Genomic DNA, 16,387 nt, shown 5'->3' with positions numbered 1-16,387 from the left:
TCAGTCGCCGAGGAGGGCCGCCGCGCCGGTGCAGTCGGCGTGACCGCCGCGCACCACGTGCCACGATTCGCCGTCCACCTTGATGTCAGCGGTGTCGTACGACGTGGTGTTCGCGCCGAAGCCGCTGACGCTGGTGATCAGGCGGAGCTGGACGTAGCCGTCGAGGTCCGCGGGGAACACCTCGACGAAGTTCGCGATGCTCCACGCGTCCGGTACGACCCGCGTCGCCGGCCGTTCGTGATCCACGAACGGCACAGGTCCGCCGATCGGCGACCCGCTGAACTCCAGCGGCTCGATCGCCTCGCGCGGCTGGTAGCCGTAGAGCGTGGCGTTCGCGACCAGGTCGCCGGGAATCCGGCCGTCCAGGGGCGTCGCACCGACGACGATCGGCGCGAACGGGGTGTCGTCGACCCTGCCCTCGGTGACGGGCTTGCCAGACTCGTCGCACAGCGTCAGCAGCCCGGTGGACTGCGGATCGGTGTACGGGACGACCTGGTCACGGCTGGCGAACCACGCGACGGCCGTGGTGACGACCACCACCGTGGCGATGACGAGGACCCCCACCCGCCGGGGCATGCGGCGTACGCGTGCCCCGGTCGGGTCGGACTCGACTGGCCCGGACTCGACTGGCCCGGACTCGAATGGCTCGGAGTCGGTCGGTGCGGATCTGTTCAGCGAGGTGCTCACGGCTGGCTCTCCTCGAGATCGACGTCAGTCGACGTCGATCTCCTGGTTGTCGGTGCCGAAGACGCGGTAGGTCGGGACCTGGCCGGCGGCCTCGATGAGTGCCTTGCCCGCAGGCGTCTGGACGAACGGCGTGGCGCCACCCGGGTTGTAGAACAGCGTCCGCGCCCAGTTGAGCTTGCTGCCCGGCTGCCACGGGGTGGGGTCCTCGAGGTCGGACTCGCGGAAGATCGCGCGCAGCGCGAAGTTCTGACCGTAGGGGTCGGACGCGGTCGTGCCGGTCGAGGTCGCCGCGAGCAGCTTGATGCCCGAGGCGGTCGCGGAGACCCGGTGCCGGCCGAGCGTCTGCCCGCCCGAGGTGAACGAGCCGGTGTAGGTGCGGGTGCCGTTGTACGGGTTGGTCTGCCCCGCGCCGTCCTGGGCGACCGTGTAGTAGCCGTTGTTGACGACCGTGGCGCGGCTACGCGGGAACGGCACGATGGCGTTCCTGCGCTGGGCCTCCGGCAGGTTGGTGATCGCCGTCGGGTCGTTCTGCTGGACGTTGAAGCTGTTCGGGTTCGAGCGGGCGTCGGCGTCGGTCCACGTCGTCGAGGTCAGCTGGTTGGCGGCGCGGATGCCGGCGAGGAACGTGTTCCACATGCCCGCGTCGTCGGGCAGCGTGAGCGGGATGATCGTCTCGGGGCTGCCGCTCTCGTTGCCGGGGACCTGGTTCCACTTCGTGATCTCGCCCTTGTAGATCTTCTTCACCGTCTCGGCGGACAGCGTCGCCGGGGCGTTCGTCACGGCGGCCGTGGCGATGACCTGCCGGTCGGTGCCGAACTGGACGCTGTAGAGCTTCGTGCCGAGCTGTGCCTGGGCCTTGTTCTGGTTGGCCACCCCCGACGCGTCGACCGGGTCGGGGCTGCGGCCCACGTCGATCCAGTCGCCGATGCCCTTGTCGTCGACGTAGTCGTTGATGATCGCGTCACGGCCGCCACCGCCACCGCCCGAGGGACGGACCACCAGCGGCTGTCCCGCACGCAGGGACACCGTCGGGTTGAGGACCTGGACCTCGCTCTGCTTGACGTACTTGACGCCGCTCTCGCCGACGGTCCCGTTGCCGGTGATCGTGGTGAGCAGGCGCGGGTCCGTGTAGGCCGTACGTCCCTGGGCGTCGCCGGAGGAGTCGAAGTTGATGAAGCGCCAGCGGTTGCCGGCGGTGTTGTAGCCGGGCAGGTCGCCGTAGCCGTCGGCGAGGAAGTTGTACGCGGTCTGCAGGATGTCGGAGCCGGTCGAGACGACGTCCTTCTCCTGCGGGGCGGTATCGGCCTGGGCCGGGGTGGTGGCCAGCAGGGCGGTCGATGCGACCAGCCCGGCGACCGCCGTCGCGGCGAGGGTCCGGGTGCGGAACATGGTGAGCCTTTCGATATCGGGTGTGAAACGGGGACTGGGGTGGGTTCGGGTGTTGCGGTTCGGTGCCCTGGCCTGGGTGCGCACTCAGATCAGGCCGGGGATGAGGTGGGCGGACAGCGACGTCGCGAGCCACAGCGCGGCCACGACCACGGGGATGCCTGCTGCCCACACGACGCGGCGGTTCCCGCGGTGCCAGCCCCAGGCGAACCCGGCGACTGCGAGCAGGAGGAGCTGGAGGGCGAGGGCGAGCTGGGCGAGCGTCGGTACGTCGAGCCGGCCCGACATGTACGTCGCCTCGAGGTCGGTCTGGCCGACCGGTCCGGCGGCGACGGCACCGGACTCCAGCGCGGCGTCGACGTAGACGGTGTTCGCGGGTCGGAGCGCTCCGAGCGGTCCGGGTCCGGGCAACGAGCTGACCAGGGTCAGCCGGCCCTGGCCCTCCTTCGGGGGAGCGGGGACCGGGTCTCCCTTGACCCTGACGGCGACGACGTCGTACCGGAACGTCCCCTGCACCGTGGTGACGACGATCGGGTCGCCTGCGCGCAGCTCGTCGAGGCCGCCGAACGGTCCACCGAACGTCGTCGAGCGGCCCGCCAGGACGCTCACGCCGATCTGACCGGGGAGCACCGTGCCGGTGACGTGTCCGGGGCCGACCCGCAGCTGCTCGTTGCGTGATCCCTCGACCACCACCTCGTCGCCGAGATCGAGGGCGGGGATCGACAGCACGGCGAGGGGAGTGCCGGGCACGATCGGTGCACCGGACGGAGCCTCGCCGAGCGCGAGCTCGGTACGCAGCTCGGCGTACAGGCTCCGCTGCGCGTGGCCGTGCTGGAAGCTGCTCAGGACGGTCAGGTACAGCAGCAGCCACACGATGAGCAGTGCCAGCGCCTGCAGCACGGTCGCCACGGTGACACGGCTCGGGACTGCGGTGGACGAGGGCGGAGGCGACGCGTCGACGACCCCGTCGTGCAGCTGCGTCCGGGCCCGTTCCTCGAGGAGCGTCATGGTCGCCTGCCGCGCGTGATCGATCGTGCCCCTGAGCGGACCCGGCGACTGAAGGTGTCCAGCTGCTCGGGGCTCAGCCGCAGCACCGACCCCGCAAGCCCGGCGGCCAACGCCAGGACGAGCAGCAGCGGTGCTCCGATGCTGCCGAGACGCGAGTGCTGCCCCGAGGTCAGCGTGACCTCCTCCGAGACCGCGGTCGCCACGTCGACCGGCGCAGCCTTCTTGACCGGCACGTCAGGGGCGGCGAGCGGCGCCACCGGGGCGGGGGCGGCGGTCGGAGCGTCCGGAACCTTCGCTGTGGCCGGGGGATCAGAAGGGGCTCCCGTGGTCGGTGTCGGCGTTGCGGCGGTCCTGAAGCTGCACACCGAGTCGTACGACAGCGTCTTCGCGTCGAGCGCCGGGACCGACTTGGTCTGGTTGCGGATGGCCGAGACCGCGTTCAGGGTGTACGCGCGCTGCGCCCCGAGCCCGTTCGAGTCGGTGAGCGCGAGGTACCCGGCCGGGAGCGTCCCGTTCGCGGTGCCCTGCTTCGCGCCGCGCTCGGGGTCGACGGCGTAGCAGAGGAGCTTCGCCAGGTCTTGAGCGTTGGCGTCGGTCAGGCCGGTCGTGGGTGCGGCGAGATACACCGGCAGCGCACCGGGGTACGCCTGCTTGCCGTCGTCGGTCTGGAGCGTGGAGTAGTCGAACGACCACACCTTCGTCTCAGGGTCGGCCTTCAACCCGGCGGCGGCGGCCTTGAGGGCGGCGGTGTCCCCGTGCACGAACGTGCGGCCGGACGCGTCGGTGAACGTCGCGCCGTCGGGAACGGTCGACGCGGTCTGGAGGTCGGCCGTACGGAGGTTGTAGCGCTGGGCAGACGACAGGGTGACCAGGCCGAGGACGAACCGGTTGCCGATCGCCTGGCGTCCCTCCTTGCGCAGCGGTAGCGAACCGATCGGGTCCTCGGTGAGGAAGTTGCACGCCGTGAGCACCGCGGAGCTGGCGTACTGGAGGTTGATCGTGATGGCGGAGAGGTTCGCCTGGGGGTTGGCGACGAGGTTGAGGTAGGGCGACGGCGAGTTGCCGTAGCACTTGTTCGCGGTCTTGTACCAGTCGGGAGCCTCGAAGGTGTCGAGCAGGAACCCGTCGATGCTCGACAGCCGCTTGGCCTTGTACTGGTCGTTGACCCGCATGCCCCACGGGTCAGCCGAGCCGTCGAGCCACGCGCGCGCCTCGGGGTCGGCATCGATCCACGCCGTCAGTGCCGCGGTGAGGTCCGCCCGCTCCGACAGCAGCTGGAGCGCGCCGGCGGAGCTGAGGTCGGTGTCGGACTTCAACCCCGGGTTGAGGGCGCGGAACTCCGGGTCGACCGACATGTTGAGAGGGTTGTCGGCCAGGTCGTCGCGTCCCGACCGGAGCCAGGTCGTCACCGGGTACGACTGCGTGACCAGCTTGGCGACGAGCCTGGCGTTCAGCTTGAGCGTCTCCTGCCGGTTCTTGCTGGCGTCGTCGATCGCGAACGCGATCGCGAAACCACCGACGGTGACCGGCGCCGGCACGACGGGCCTGCTGAACTCCGTCCCGCGTGCCGTGCTCGCGAACGCCGCCGGCAGGGTGCCGCTGTCGACCTGGTCGAGGGCGAAGAAGTCGGCTTGCTGCACGTGGCTGAAGGCGAACAGCGAGTCGTCGGCGCAGAAGGCGGGTCGCCACGATGCGGTCAGCTCGTTGAGCACGACGGAACCGCCGATCTCGACGGCGTCGCCGGCGCCCGTGGCCGAGCATGCGTCGCCCGTCGGGGCGAAGGACAACGGCACCGTGACGCGGTTGCGCCAGTTGGACGCCGACCACCAGTACGCACCTCGTACGGCCTGGTCGGAGCTCTTGGTCGAGTCGCGTGTCTCCCCGGGGGCATAGGCACCCGTGCGTCGGCACGTCGCATCGGCGTTCGACTTCTGGGTGCTGGTCAGGGGAGTGCCGTTGGCCTGGAGCTGCGGTGCTCGGAGGTTGTTCCCCCAGGCGTCGCAGCTCAGCCCGGCGATCGGCACGACGACGAGTGCGCACCGGACGCTGGCAGAGCATCCGAGCGTGGCGTTCTCCGAGCGCGTCCAGACCGCGAACTCTGCCTGTCCGGTGCCGTCCTTGGCGGTCGCGCCGTACACGGTGTTGCTGGGCAGGCCGACGTCGGTCGTGTCGCTCGCCTCGGGGGCGGTGCTGGCACAGCCGACGCCGGGGTCGGGTCCGCCGTAGTAGGTCTCGCCGTCGATGGCGAGCAGCGGGAGCCAGCGCGCAGTGATCGGCTTCGAGAGGCGCGAGCACGCCTCCGGCAGCGGGTCGGGGGCGCCGACGGACGGGGCGCGGTCGGCAGCGCTCGCGTACGCGTCGACCCGCCACGGCGGCGTCTGCGACGACGAGGCGAAGTAGCGTTCCGGGGCGCTCTGGGTCCAGCAGGTCTCCGGGCCGAGCCGCGACTGTCCTCGTGGTACGGCGCCGGTCGTGTCGACGCCGCGGCACTGGAGCACGACGACCGGGTACTCCTGGTCCTTCGCCTCGGCCGAGGTCGGGTCCAGCACGACGCCCCCGGTGGGGTGAGCACCGCTCCACGCGACCCGCACCGACTGCCGGCCGCGGAGGTTCTCGACCGCGGACACCTTCACGTCCACCCTGGTCTGAGTGGCGTCGTCCTTCGACGCCGACCCGTCCTCGCCGATGTGTGCGCGCTTGGCGACGACGGACCCCGAGAAGGCCCAGTCGTCCGCTCCGGCGCTTCCGGCGAGCTGGACCACGCCGAGGGTGCCGGTCACCACGGCGGTCGCGAGCAGGACGCGCGACCAGCGTCGGGTCCTCATCGGCGACCCCTGGTGGAACGGCCGGCGAGGGTGACGACAGCGGCGGGCGCCGCGACGACGCCGACGAACAGGGCGACCACCAGCGCCGTCAGGAGCGGCCCCGGACCGGAGCGGGCGTCGCTGCTGAGGGTCGTCGGGACGACGGCGACGTCGCCCGCGGCGACGGCGGTGTCGGAGGTGACGACACCGAGGTCGTTGGGCGGCGCCGAGCCCGCCGATGGTGCGGCCGCGGACGGGCCGCCGCCCGCCGGCGGTGCGCCGTTCGCCTTCGGGCCGCCGTTCGCCTTCGGGCCGCCGCTGCCGCCGCTGCCGCCGGAGCCCGAGGGGGCCTTCGGGCCGGACGCCGCCGGCGCCTTGCCGTCCGACGTCGGGTTGGCGATGACCGCGTCCTCGTTGTTCTCGCAGGGCGGGTTGCCGGCCCTCGCGCACGCGGGCGGGTTCGGGGCGATCTGTGCGAGGTAGTTCTGGTTCGGCTTCCCCTTGATGAAGGTCGGGTTGTTGCACGTCGAGACGTTGCGGTCCTTCATCGTGGCGCCGAACGTCGTCAGCTTGCCGATCTGCTCGAAGCCGGCCTGGACCAGGTTGATCGGCAGCGGCGAGTAGCCGATCGGGCCGATGCCGCGCTGACCCTGGCAGATCGAGTGGTAGAGGAAGTCGGCGAGGCTCTGCGACTTCGCCTTGGTCATGCGCCGGTCCGACTTGGCCGTCGGGATGATCGCGTAGACGTAGGAGGACAGCGGGTACGTGCGCCGGTCGGCGTTGACGTAGACGTTGTCGAGGTCCTGGGTGAGGTAGTCCGGCGAGCCCTTGTCGGTGTTGATCTTCGCCTTCGTCAGGGCGACCGCGACGTTGTACTGGGTGGGCAGCACGTAGAAGCCCGCCTTGTTGAGCATGCGCGCGACGGGGTAGTTCGCGAGCAGCGGGTAGGAGTACTCCTCCATGGCGATGGAGCCGTTCGCGCCGCCGGACTTGATGTAGTTCATGACGCCGTCGGAGCCGGTCTGCGCCTTCTGCGGCCCCGATGACTTCCCGCAGTTGAGCGGGAAGTAGTCGGTCGGTGCGTTCGTCCCGCCGTTGCAGCCCCGCCACAGCGTCGGGAACTGGTCGCTCATCCAGGTCGTGAACTGGTTCGTGACCCCGGCACCGTCGGCGCGGACGACCGGGATGATCGGGATGGACGGCAGCTGCTTGCCGTTGTTGTCCCGGGTGACCGCAGGGTCGTTCCAGTTGGTGATCTGGTTCGTGAAGATCTTCGCGATCGTCTCGCCGGAGAGTCGCAGGCTGCGGTGCATCTTCCCGTTGACCTCCAGGTGGTACGGGAAGGAGGTGCCGCCGGAGACGACGGGCAGGTAGGCGAAGGAGCGCCCGAGGGACGAGTCCGTGGCGCCGGTCGTCGGGTCCTTCCCGCGGTAGGGGGAGTCGGTGATGCCGAACTCGGTGCGCACGTTGGCGTAGTCCTTGCGGCCCTGCGCGGCACCGTTGGCGGTGTAGACGACCTTGAGATCCTGGGCCGCCACGTCGGCGACCCACTGGTTGACGGCATTGGCGGCCCAGCTCGAGCCCGAACCCTGGATCAGCGCGTAGCCGGCCGCTTGCGCGGGGCCGGTCGGGCCGAAGAGACCGACCAGGACGAGGCTCACCGCCACGGCGACGGTGCGTCGTACGAACATGGCGGGCCTCATCCTCGGGCTCCCTTTCGGCGGGCGATCAGTCGGGCGGTGGTGAACAGGGTGAGCACGACGACGAGCAGCACCGCGGCAGCGGCGTTGGCGCGCTCTGCCATCTGGGGGATGCCCGACGACGCGCTCGAGTAGATGTAGAGCGGCAGCGAGTTCATCGGCTCGCTGAACGGGTTGGCGTTGAAGTAGGTCGACGCGCCGGAGGTCAGGAGGAGCGGAGAGGTCTCTCCGACGGCGCGCGCGACACCGAGGATCAGCGCGGTCGCCAGCGCCGGACGGGCAGTCGGCAGGACGACGTGCCAGACGGTCTGCCAGCGGGTGGCGCCGAGCGCGTACGACGCCTCGCGCAGTCCGCCGGGGACGACGCGCAGCACGACGTCGCTCGCGCGCGCCATGATCGGCAGCGCCATGATGGCGAGGGCCAGCGAGGCGGCGAACCCGCTGGTCTGCTGGCCGAGGTAGACGAGCCAGACCGTGTAGATGAACAGGCCGGCGACGACGGACGGCATCGCGGTCATCGCCTCGATCACCGACCGCACCGTGTTCGCCATCTTGCCGCCGACCTCGGCGGTGAAGATCGCGGTGAGCAGACCGAGCGGCATGGCGATCGCGACGGCGATGCTCATCTGGATGACGGTCCCGGCGATCGCGTGCAGGAGCCCGCCCTTGTCGAACGCGTCGTCGCCCTGGACCCCGCTCATGTCGTCGACGTAGAAGTTGGCGTGCATCAGCGGCTCGAAGCCCTCGATGACGGTCGACAGGACGGCGCTGGCCAGAGCGGCGCCGACGATCACGGGGGCGGCGACGACGAGGATCGTCGCGATCCGGTCGGCGACGATCGGCCAGGGCCTGGTCAACGCGGTCAGTCCCGCGAAGTAGGCGATGAACACGGCGTACCAGACGATGATGAAACCGAGGCGGCCCGACAGGGGCAGGACCTGCGTGTACAGGAGCCAGGTGGTGGCGAGCGACGCGAGGACGGCTCCCGCGAGCGCGATCCGGTCGTCGCGCGTCGTGGAGCGGGTCTGCCGCAGCGTCTCGGCGACAGGGCCTTGGGTGGAGGCAGGCGTTTCGGCGGCAGGGGTGAGGGTGCGGGCGCTCACAGCTCGCTCACCGCTCCGGATCGCGCCCGTGCCACGACGCCGGCGGCCAGGGTGTTGACCACGAGGGTCACCACGAACAGCAGGAAGCCTGCGGTCAGCAGCGCCGACAGCTGCGCCGGGCTGGCCTCCTTGTAGCCGGTCGCGATCAGGGCCGAGATCGTCGAGGTGCCGGACTCGAGGGCTCGGATCTTCAGCTCGAACGCCTGATTGATGACGAGGACGACGGAGATGGTCTCGCCCAGCGCCCGGCCGAGCGCGAGCATCGAGCCGCCGATGATGCCGCTCTTGCCGAACGGCAGGACGACGTTGCGCACGACTGCCCAGCGCGTGCCGCCGAGCGCCAGCGCGGCCTCCTTCTCCCCGGCGGGCGCCTGCGCGAACACCTCACGCATCACGGAGGTGGCCATCGGGAAGATCATCGCGGCGACCGCGATCGCAGCGATCGCAGCGGATCCCGCGTACGAGGGGTAGCCGGGCGCCTGGTTCCAGATCGGGTAGTCGACGTCGGTGTGGACCTCGAGGAACGGGATCCAGCCGAAGTGCTTGCTGATCCAGTGCGTGACGTGGGTGGCGTGGGGCTGGACGAGCAGCAGCACCCACAGACCGAACACGATTCCCGGGACGGCCGCCATCAGGTCGACGGCCGAGGTGAGCCCGGCCCGCCACTTCTCGGGCGACCAGTCGGTGATGAACAGGGCCGTGCCGAGGGCGAGCGGGATCGCGAGGACGAGCGCGATGATCGCCACCTGCACGGTGCCGAGCGCCACCGACGCGATGCCGATGATGTCCTGACTGGGGAGCCAGCGCGACTCGGTGAGGAACGAGAAGCCGTAGTGGGCGAACGTCGGTGCGGACTGCAGACCGAGGAACAGACCGATGGCGGTGACGATGACGAACACGAGGACGCCGACGCCTCGGGTGACCCCGACGAAGACACGGTCGGAACCGACGGGTCGCGCCGAGAGGTCGCGTGGGACGTCGTCGTCGAGAGCATCGTCGGCGACGTCGAGCGGGCTCGTCTCCGGGTGCACCGGTGCTCCAATCAGGCTCGAGAAGGCGGTGCCGAGTCGTGGAACTCGACGCCGTGGGGGGCCACGGCTGGATCACCTTGGCAGATTCCGGACCAACTCGATGTGTTTTGTAGACTTTCACTCAGCCTGATTGGATTCGAAGAAATCGATCCCGCGACGCCCTCCGGCAGGCACGACGACTCACGCCGTCACGTGGTCGGGCTGCTCACCCCTCGGGCGGCCAGGTCTTCGCGACCAGCGTGAGGACGTCGTACGTCGCCACGGGGTCGTCGTCCTGGTTGGTGACGACCGCGTCCCACCGGACCTCGCCGTAGTCGGCGTTCGCGCGTGCCGTGATCTGCTTCGCGACGAGCGTGACCCGGATCGTGTCGTCGGCCTTGACGGGGGTCAGGAAGCGCAGGTTGTCGACGCCGAAGTTTGCCAGCACAGGACCCGGGTTCGGTTCGACGAAGAGCCCCCCCGCCAGCGAGACGACGAGGTAGCCGTGGGCGACGATCCCGCCGAACAGCGGGTTCGCGGCCGCTGCCTCAGGGTCGGTGTGGGCATAGAACGTGTCGCCGGTGAGCTCCGCGAACTGGTCGATGTCGTCGAGGGTGACGGTGCGGGTGGCCGACTCGATGGTGTCGCCGACCCGCAGCTCGCGCAGGCTCTTGCGGAATGGGTGGGCGCCGTCGACCGTGCGCGCCGACCCCTTCGTCCACCGTCGGGTGATCGCGGTCATCGCATCGGGCGAGGCCTGGACCGCGGTGCGCTGCATGTGGTTCAGGACGCTGCGGATGCCTCCCAGCTCCTCGCCGCCGCCGGCGCGTCCGGGGCCGCCGTGCACCAGCGTCGGCAGGGGGCTGCCGTGCCCGGTCGACTCGGCGGCGTCGTCGCGGTCGAGGACCAGGATCCTCCCGTGCCACGGCGCGAGGCCCAGGACGACGTCGCGCGCGACACCGGGATCGTGGGTCACGAGCGACCCGACGAGGCTGCCTCGGCCACGCGCTGCGAGGGCGATCGCCTCGGCGTTGGACCCGTACGTCATGACGGTGCTGACCGGCCCGAACGGCTCCACGTCGTGCGGCTCGTCCGCACCGGGTCGCGCGCGCAGCAGCACGGGGGAGAGGAACGCCCCTCGCTGCGCGTCGGCTCCGACGACCTCGACGTGCGCGGGATCGCCGTACGCGATGTCGGCGCCGCCGCGCAGCTTCTCGATCGCGGTACGCACCTGGTCCCGCTGCTCGAGGCTGACCAGCGGCCCCATGCGTACGGACTCGTCGGCAGGGTCACCGACCGTCACTGCCGCGAGCCGGGCGCTGATCGCCTCGGTCACCTCGTCGGCGAGCGCCTCGGGGACGATGATGCGACGGATCGCCGTGCACTTCTGCCCGGTCTTCACCGTCATCTCCGTGACGACGCCCTTGACGAAGAGGTCGAGCTCGGGCGAGTCGGCGGTGACGTCGAGGCCGAGGATGGAGCAGTTGAGGGAGTCGGCCTCGACCCCGAGGCGTACGCCGTGGTCGAGCACGGACGGATGACGGCGAAGGATCCCCGCGGTGTGGGCGGAGCCGGTGAACCCGACGGAGTCCTGCGCGCCGAGGTGGTCCAGCAGCGTCCCGGTGGTGCCGCACACGAGCTGGAGGCTCCCCTCGGGGAGGAGACCCGACTCGATGATCCGGCGTACGACGGCCGCGGTGACGTACGCGGTCTGGCTGGCCGGCTTCACGATGCTCGGCAGCCCCGCGAGGAATGCGGGCGCGAGCTTCTCGAGCATGCCCCACACGGGAAAGTTGAAGGCATTGATCTGTACGGCGACGCCGGGCCGTGACGCGTAGAGGTGCTGGCCGACGAAGGTGCCGCGGCGGCCGAGCTGCTCCAGGGCGCCGTCCAGCACGACCATGTCGTCGGGGAGCTCGCGACGGGCCTTGCTGGCATACGAGAACACCGTCCCGATGCCGCCGTCGACGTCGACCGCCGAGTCGCGCCGGGTTGCCCCCGTGTGGAGGGAGAGGGCGTAGAGCTCGTCCGTGAGCTGCCCGAGATCGGTAGCGAGCGCCTTGAGGATCCCCGCACGCTCGTGGAAGGTCAGCGCACGCACGGCGGGGCCGCCCACGTCGCGGGCGTGAGCGACGACCGCTGAGTGGTCGAGTCCCTGGCTGGAGACGCGCGCGACCTCCTCCCCGCTGGTCGCGTCGAGGATCGGGCGACCCTCGTCCGGTGCGCGGAACCATCGGCCTGCGGCGTAGCTCTCCAGCAGTGGGCTCATGGAGTGACGCTAATCCAGAACGATTGGTCAGTAAACAGCGATGGCATGACCATCGCCGTCACGTCCGGGGTGGCTGATCCGGCGCCGTGAGCCGCCGCAGCCGGTCCCGCAGGTGGCCCTGCTCCGCGACGTTGACGGTGGCGGCGATCGCCAGGCGGTACGACGCTGCCGCCTCGTCGACCCGCCCGGCCCGCTCGAGGAGGTGGGCGCGTACGGCGTCGACGCGCGCGAGGCGCGGGTGGCTCGCGGCCAGGTCGTCCAGCTGCGAAAGCGCCTCCTCGGGCCCACGGAGCATCCCGTACGCGACGATCCTGTTCAGCGCGATCATCGGGTTCCGGCCGTCGGTGGTGTGCTCGAGCACCGTGTAGAGGGCGTGGATCTCGAGCCAGTCGGTCGTCTCCGTGTCGGCCGCGTGCGCGTGGACGCCGGCGATGCAGGCCTGCAGGAGGTACGGCCCCGCGTCGGCGCCGGGAGCCACCACGTCGAGCAGCGCGAGGCCCTCGTCGACGAGCCGGCGGTCCCATCGTGTCCGGTCCTGCTCGTCGAGCGGGATCAGCTCCCCCTGCTGACCCACGCGCGCGGGATGCCGCGCCTCCGTCAGGAGCATGAGGGCGAGCAGCCCTGCGACCTCGGTGGAGTCGGGGGCGGCCTGCCGGAGGAGGCGCGCGAGGTGGATCGCCTCGCGGGCGAGGTCGGTGTTCTGCGCGGGCGCGCCCGTGGTCGTGTGGTGCGCCTCGGTGAACATCACATAGAGGACGTCGAGCACCGGCGCGAGGCGCTCCGCGGCATCGCCGGGCCGTGAGAGGTCGCTGTCGAGGGTCGCGAGCCGGCGCTTCGCCCGGGTGATCCGCTGGGCGATGGTCGCCACGGGCAGCTGGTAGGCGTTCGCGATCTGCTCGGTCGTCAGTCCCGCGACAGCACGCAGCGTCAGGGCGACCTGCGCGGATCGCGACAGCGCGGGGTCGCAGCACAGCTGGAGCAGCAGCAGCGTGTCGTCGCTCTGGGCGCCCTCACGACCGAGCGGCTCCTCGAGCAGCGCGACCCGGCCCTCGCGATCGCGCCGCCGCTGGTCGCTGCGGACCCGGTCGACGTACCGCCGCCGCGCGGTCGTGGCCAGCCACGCCTGCGGATCGTCGGGCGGATCGGCCGGCCACCGGACGTACGCGTCGATCAGTGCCTCCTGGACGGCGTCCTCACAGAGGTCGAACTGGCTGCTGCCGTACGTGCGGAGCAGCCTGGCGAGGGTCTGGGGCGCGAGCTCGCGCCACAGACCCTCGCCGGCGGAGGACGGACGGCTCACCCGTCGCCCAGGTCGGAGAACACGACCGGGCGGACCTCGACGGCCAGACCGGGGATGCTCGCGTCGGGGATCAGGCTCGCGAGCTCGATCGCCCGCGCCTCGTCCTCCACGTCGAGCAGGTAGAAGCCGCCCATGAACTCCTTGGCCTCCACGAAGGGGCCGTCGGTGACCTCGGGCCCCTCGCCGTTGCTGCGGACCACCTTCGACCGGCTCGGGTCGCCGAGCGCCTGCGTCGAGATGAACTCGCCGTTCTCCTTCGTCGCAGCCATGAACTGGCCGTGGCCCTCCCCGATCGCCTGCTGCTGCTCCTCGGTGAGCTGCTCCAGGACGGCGGGGTCGACATGCATCAGGATCAGGTACTTCATGGGTCCTCCTCTGGACGGGGCACCGCGGTTCGGGAGCCACCAGGTGGTCGTCACCGTCCGCGCTCGCACGACACCCCGGCACGAGAATCTTTGCCGCTCCTCGCCGATCGTGTCGATCCGCGCGACCGGGCGACGACCGAGGAGTATGAACCGACCTCGCCTGAGCCTGATGCTCCTCCTGCTCCCGACGGCCGTCGTCGCCGTCGACATCAACGTCCTGTTCCTCGCCGTTCCCGAGCTCACCGCCGACCTCGGGGCCACGGCGACGCAGCAGCTCTGGATCACCGATGTGTACGGCCTGGTGGTGGGCGTCCTCGCGATCGTGGCCGGGGCCGTCGGTGACCGCGTCGGCCGACGACGTCTCCTGCTGCTCGGCTGTGCGGGGTTCCTCGCGGCGTCGGTGCTGGCGGCGTACGCGCCGACCGCTGAGGTGCTGCTGCTCGCCCGCGTCCTCCAGGGCGTGGCGGGCGCGACCCTGATGCCGTCGACGCTCGCGCTGATCGGCGACATCTTCCCCGACGAGGGCGCACGCACGAAGGCGATCGCCACGTGGGCGACCTGCCAGTTCGCGTTCGCATCACTGGGACCGGTCGTCGGCGGGCTGCTTCTCCACTGGTTCTGGTGGGGCTCGGTGTTCCTGCTCTCGGTCCCGGTGTGCGCGATCGTCCTCGCGCTGGGTCCGCGGTTGCTCCCGCGGTCGCGACCGGCCGACCGTGCACCGCGCGTCGACCTGCTGAGCGCGGGGCTGCTGATGGCTGCCCTCCTCGCGGTGTTCACCGCCATCAAGGCGTGCATCCCGGGCTCTGCCACCCCGACGACCGTCGCCGTGCTCGCAGTGGCGGTCGCCGGTGCGGCTGGCGTGGCCTTCGTCCGCCGCCAGCAGCGCCTTGCCGACCCGTTCCTCGACCTCGGTCTGCTCCGTGAGAGGGCCATCGTCGTGGCCGTGACGAGCCTGACCCTCGCCGCCGTCGCGCTCGCGGGGACCGGGTTCTGGGTGACCCAGTACCTCCAGTCGGTCGCGGGACTCACGCCGCTCGTGGCGGCGATCGTGTTCATGCCGATGGCGCTGGGCATCGCGGCGGGCGCGTCGGTCTCGCCGGCCCTCGCGAGGCGTGTCGACCCGGACCGGCTGGTTCCCGCAGGTCTGGTGGTCGCGGCGCTCGGGTCGCTGCTGCAGCTGACCGTCTCGGCGGACCTCGGCTACGCGCCGATGATCGTCGGCGTGACGCTCACCGCGTTCGGGTGCGGACCACTCTTCGCGTTCGGCACGCAGCGCATCGTCTCGAGCGCGCCGCAGTCCGCCGCCGGCTGTGCCGCCGCGCTCGCGGAGACGGGCAACCACCTCGGCTCGTCGCTCGGGTTCGCGGCCGTCGGCAGCCTCGCCACGACGGTGTACGCGCTGGCGCTCCGACCGGAGGCGGCCGCCCTCGGGCTCTCGGGCACGACGACCATGGCGGAGACGCGAGCCGCCGCACAGAGCTCGTCGGACCCGCAGGCCGTCCTCGACGCGCTCACCGCGGCAGGGAACGACGCGTTGCACGCCGTCGGGCTGTTCACCGCGCTCGTCCTCATCGCCTGTGCCGTCCTCAACACCCGTCGTACGGCTCCCGGGCGCGCACCGCTGTCTGCCGAGGACGGTAAGGTCCGTGCGTGACGACGACTCCTCTCGCGCTGGTCGGGGGCTACACCACCCGCGGCGCCCCAGGCCTGCAGTCTGTCCGCGTGCATCCCAGCGGCCGGCTCGAGCCGCTGAGCGTGCTGGAGATCGAGTCGCCGTCGTGCGTCGCCTGGCACCCGACGCTGCCCGTGGCGTACGCGACGAACGAGTCCGCAGCAGGCGGAGTCACGGCGGTGGCCATCGACGACGCGGGACACATGCGCGCGCTGGGCTCGGCTCCCACCGGCGGCCACCCCTGCCACGCGGCGATCACCCGTGACGAGCGCTGGTTGCTCACCGCCGACTACACCGGTGGCACCGTGTCCCTCATCAAGCTCGCGCCGGACGGACGACCCGTCGCCACGGTCGGCACCACCACGATCGTCGGGAGCGGCCCCGATCCCGAGCGCCAGCAGCACGCACACCCCCACATGATCGCGACCGACGTCCTCGGGCACAGCCTGATCTGCGTCGACCTGGGGGCCGACACGCTCACCTCGCTCGCGATCACACCGGACGGCGCGCTCCGGCAGGAGCGCACCTGGCACCTGCCACCCGGCACGGGCCCTCGCCAGATCGTCGCCCTCCCTGACGCCGACTCCGCCCTGGTCGTCGGCGAGCTCAGTGCGACGTTGCTGCGCGTCCGCCTGGGGGCGGCCGACGAGGCCGAGGTGCTCGCCGAGGTGCCGACGACGACGCACCCCGAGCGTTCGTGGCCCGCCCAGCTGACGACGTACGGCGACAGCGTCCTCGTCTCCAACCGCGGTCCCGACACCATCGCCGTCTTCACGGTGGGGACGTCTGAGCTCGACCTCGTCTCCGAGCACCCCACCGCGGGTCGCTGGCCGCGACACTTCGCCCTGACCGAGGGGCTCCTCCTCGCCTCGAACGAGAACTCGTCCACGATCGAGGCGTTCGAGCTCGGAGCGGGGGAGACGATCGGGCGTCGGGTCAGCAGCTTCGCGACCTCCACGCCGACCTGGGTGGCGCTGCGGCCGTAGACCCGCGAATCACACGCTGTGGGTGACGACGGTGGCGGTCTGCGGGTGGATCCTGGAGGTGCCGAACGGGCGACTGCTCCGGAGGCTCCGTCGTACG

General features: G+C 71.1%; 12 protein-coding genes. 2 read left to right on the top strand and 10 right to left on the bottom strand.

Annotation, left to right across the window (positions count from 1 at the left end):
- From GH747_RS10235 to GH747_RS10190, 10 genes are all read right to left on the bottom strand, one after another.
- On the bottom strand, positions 1-687 hold the full coding sequence (locus tag GH747_RS10235; RefSeq protein WP_149769435.1) for a hypothetical protein: 687 nt from the start codon (positions 685-687) through the stop codon (positions 1-3).
- Between the two features lie 24 nt (positions 688-711).
- Complete coding sequence (locus GH747_RS10230) at positions 712-2,076, bottom strand: substrate-binding domain-containing protein (protein ID WP_149769434.1); 1,365 nt, start codon at positions 2,074-2,076, stop codon at positions 712-714.
- 84 nt (positions 2,077-2,160) lie between these two features.
- Positions 2,161-3,081: a class E sortase gene (locus GH747_RS10225; RefSeq protein ID WP_149769433.1), complete on the bottom strand. Its 921-nt coding sequence runs from the start codon at positions 3,079-3,081 to the stop codon at positions 2,161-2,163.
- Positions 3,078-5,906 carry a hypothetical protein gene (locus GH747_RS10220; protein WP_149769432.1) on the bottom strand — a complete coding sequence of 943 codons (2,829 nt, stop codon included), beginning with the start codon at positions 5,904-5,906 and terminating at the stop codon, positions 3,078-3,080. The genes GH747_RS10225 and GH747_RS10220 overlap by 4 nt, the downstream gene beginning before the upstream one ends.
- Positions 5,903-7,576 carry a substrate-binding domain-containing protein gene (locus GH747_RS10215; RefSeq protein WP_163695457.1) on the bottom strand — a complete coding sequence of 558 codons (1,674 nt, stop codon included), beginning with the start codon at positions 7,574-7,576 and terminating at the stop codon, positions 5,903-5,905. Before GH747_RS10215 ends, GH747_RS10220 begins: the two co-directional genes overlap by 4 nt.
- 8 nt (positions 7,577-7,584) lie before the next feature.
- On the bottom strand, positions 7,585-8,688 hold the full coding sequence (pstA, locus tag GH747_RS10210; RefSeq protein WP_228552861.1) for a phosphate ABC transporter permease PstA: 1,104 nt from the start codon (positions 8,686-8,688) through the stop codon (positions 7,585-7,587).
- On the bottom strand, positions 8,685-9,719 hold the full coding sequence (pstC, locus tag GH747_RS10205) for a phosphate ABC transporter permease subunit PstC (RefSeq protein WP_163695454.1): 1,035 nt from the start codon (positions 9,717-9,719) through the stop codon (positions 8,685-8,687). Before pstC ends, pstA begins: the two co-directional genes overlap by 4 nt.
- Positions 9,720-9,924: 205 nt before the next feature.
- Positions 9,925-11,967: a phenylacetic acid degradation bifunctional protein PaaZ gene (gene paaZ, locus GH747_RS10200; protein WP_149769429.1), complete on the bottom strand. Its 2,043-nt coding sequence runs from the start codon at positions 11,965-11,967 to the stop codon at positions 9,925-9,927.
- A 58-nt stretch (positions 11,968-12,025) separates the two neighbouring features.
- On the bottom strand, positions 12,026-13,267 hold the full coding sequence (locus tag GH747_RS10195; RefSeq protein WP_149769428.1) for an RNA polymerase sigma factor: 1,242 nt from the start codon (positions 13,265-13,267) through the stop codon (positions 12,026-12,028).
- Complete coding sequence (locus GH747_RS10190) at positions 13,264-13,632, bottom strand: YciI family protein (RefSeq protein WP_149769427.1); 369 nt, start codon at positions 13,630-13,632, stop codon at positions 13,264-13,266. Before GH747_RS10190 ends, GH747_RS10195 begins: the two co-directional genes overlap by 4 nt.
- Positions 13,633-13,777: 145 nt before the next feature.
- On the opposite strand from GH747_RS10190, the gene GH747_RS10185 reads away from it, so the two are divergent.
- Both GH747_RS10185 and GH747_RS10180 read left to right on the top strand, forming a co-directional pair.
- A complete protein-coding gene (locus GH747_RS10185) occupies positions 13,778-15,286 on the top strand; it encodes an MFS transporter (protein ID WP_163695450.1) in 1,509 nt (502 codons plus the stop codon).
- A complete protein-coding gene (locus tag GH747_RS10180; protein ID WP_149769425.1) occupies positions 15,283-16,290 on the top strand; it encodes a lactonase family protein in 1,008 nt (335 codons plus the stop codon). The genes GH747_RS10185 and GH747_RS10180 overlap by 4 nt, the downstream gene beginning before the upstream one ends.
- Positions 16,291-16,387 lie beyond the last annotated feature (97 nt).

The organism is Mumia xiangluensis, assembly GCF_010994095.1.
In the GTDB taxonomy this organism is placed as follows: domain Bacteria; phylum Actinomycetota; class Actinomycetes; order Propionibacteriales; family Nocardioidaceae; genus Mumia; species Mumia xiangluensis.
Note: the sequence above shows the minus strand (reverse complement) of the source record. Positions and strands in the feature narration are given on the sequence as shown.

Excerpts from the sequence above, each read along its gene's own strand:
- GH747_RS10215 (WP_163695457.1), bottom strand. The coding sequence starts at position 7,576 with ATGTTCGTACGACGCACCGTCGCCGTGGCGGTGAGCCTCGTCCTGGTC.
- GH747_RS10230 (WP_149769434.1), bottom strand. The coding sequence starts at position 2,076 with ATGTTCCGCACCCGGACCCTCGCCGCGACGGCGGTCGCCGGGCTGGTC.
- paaZ (WP_149769429.1), bottom strand. The coding sequence starts at position 11,967 with ATGAGCCCACTGCTGGAGAGCTACGCCGCAGGCCGATGGTTCCGCGCA.
- GH747_RS10225 (WP_149769433.1), bottom strand. The coding sequence starts at position 3,081 with ATGACGCTCCTCGAGGAACGGGCCCGGACGCAGCTGCACGACGGGGTC.
- GH747_RS10190 (WP_149769427.1), bottom strand. The coding sequence starts at position 13,632 with ATGAAGTACCTGATCCTGATGCATGTCGACCCCGCCGTCCTGGAGCAG.
- GH747_RS10220 (WP_149769432.1), bottom strand. The coding sequence starts at position 5,906 with ATGAGGACCCGACGCTGGTCGCGCGTCCTGCTCGCGACCGCCGTGGTG.
- GH747_RS10185 (WP_163695450.1), top strand. The coding sequence starts at position 13,778 with ATGAACCGACCTCGCCTGAGCCTGATGCTCCTCCTGCTCCCGACGGCC.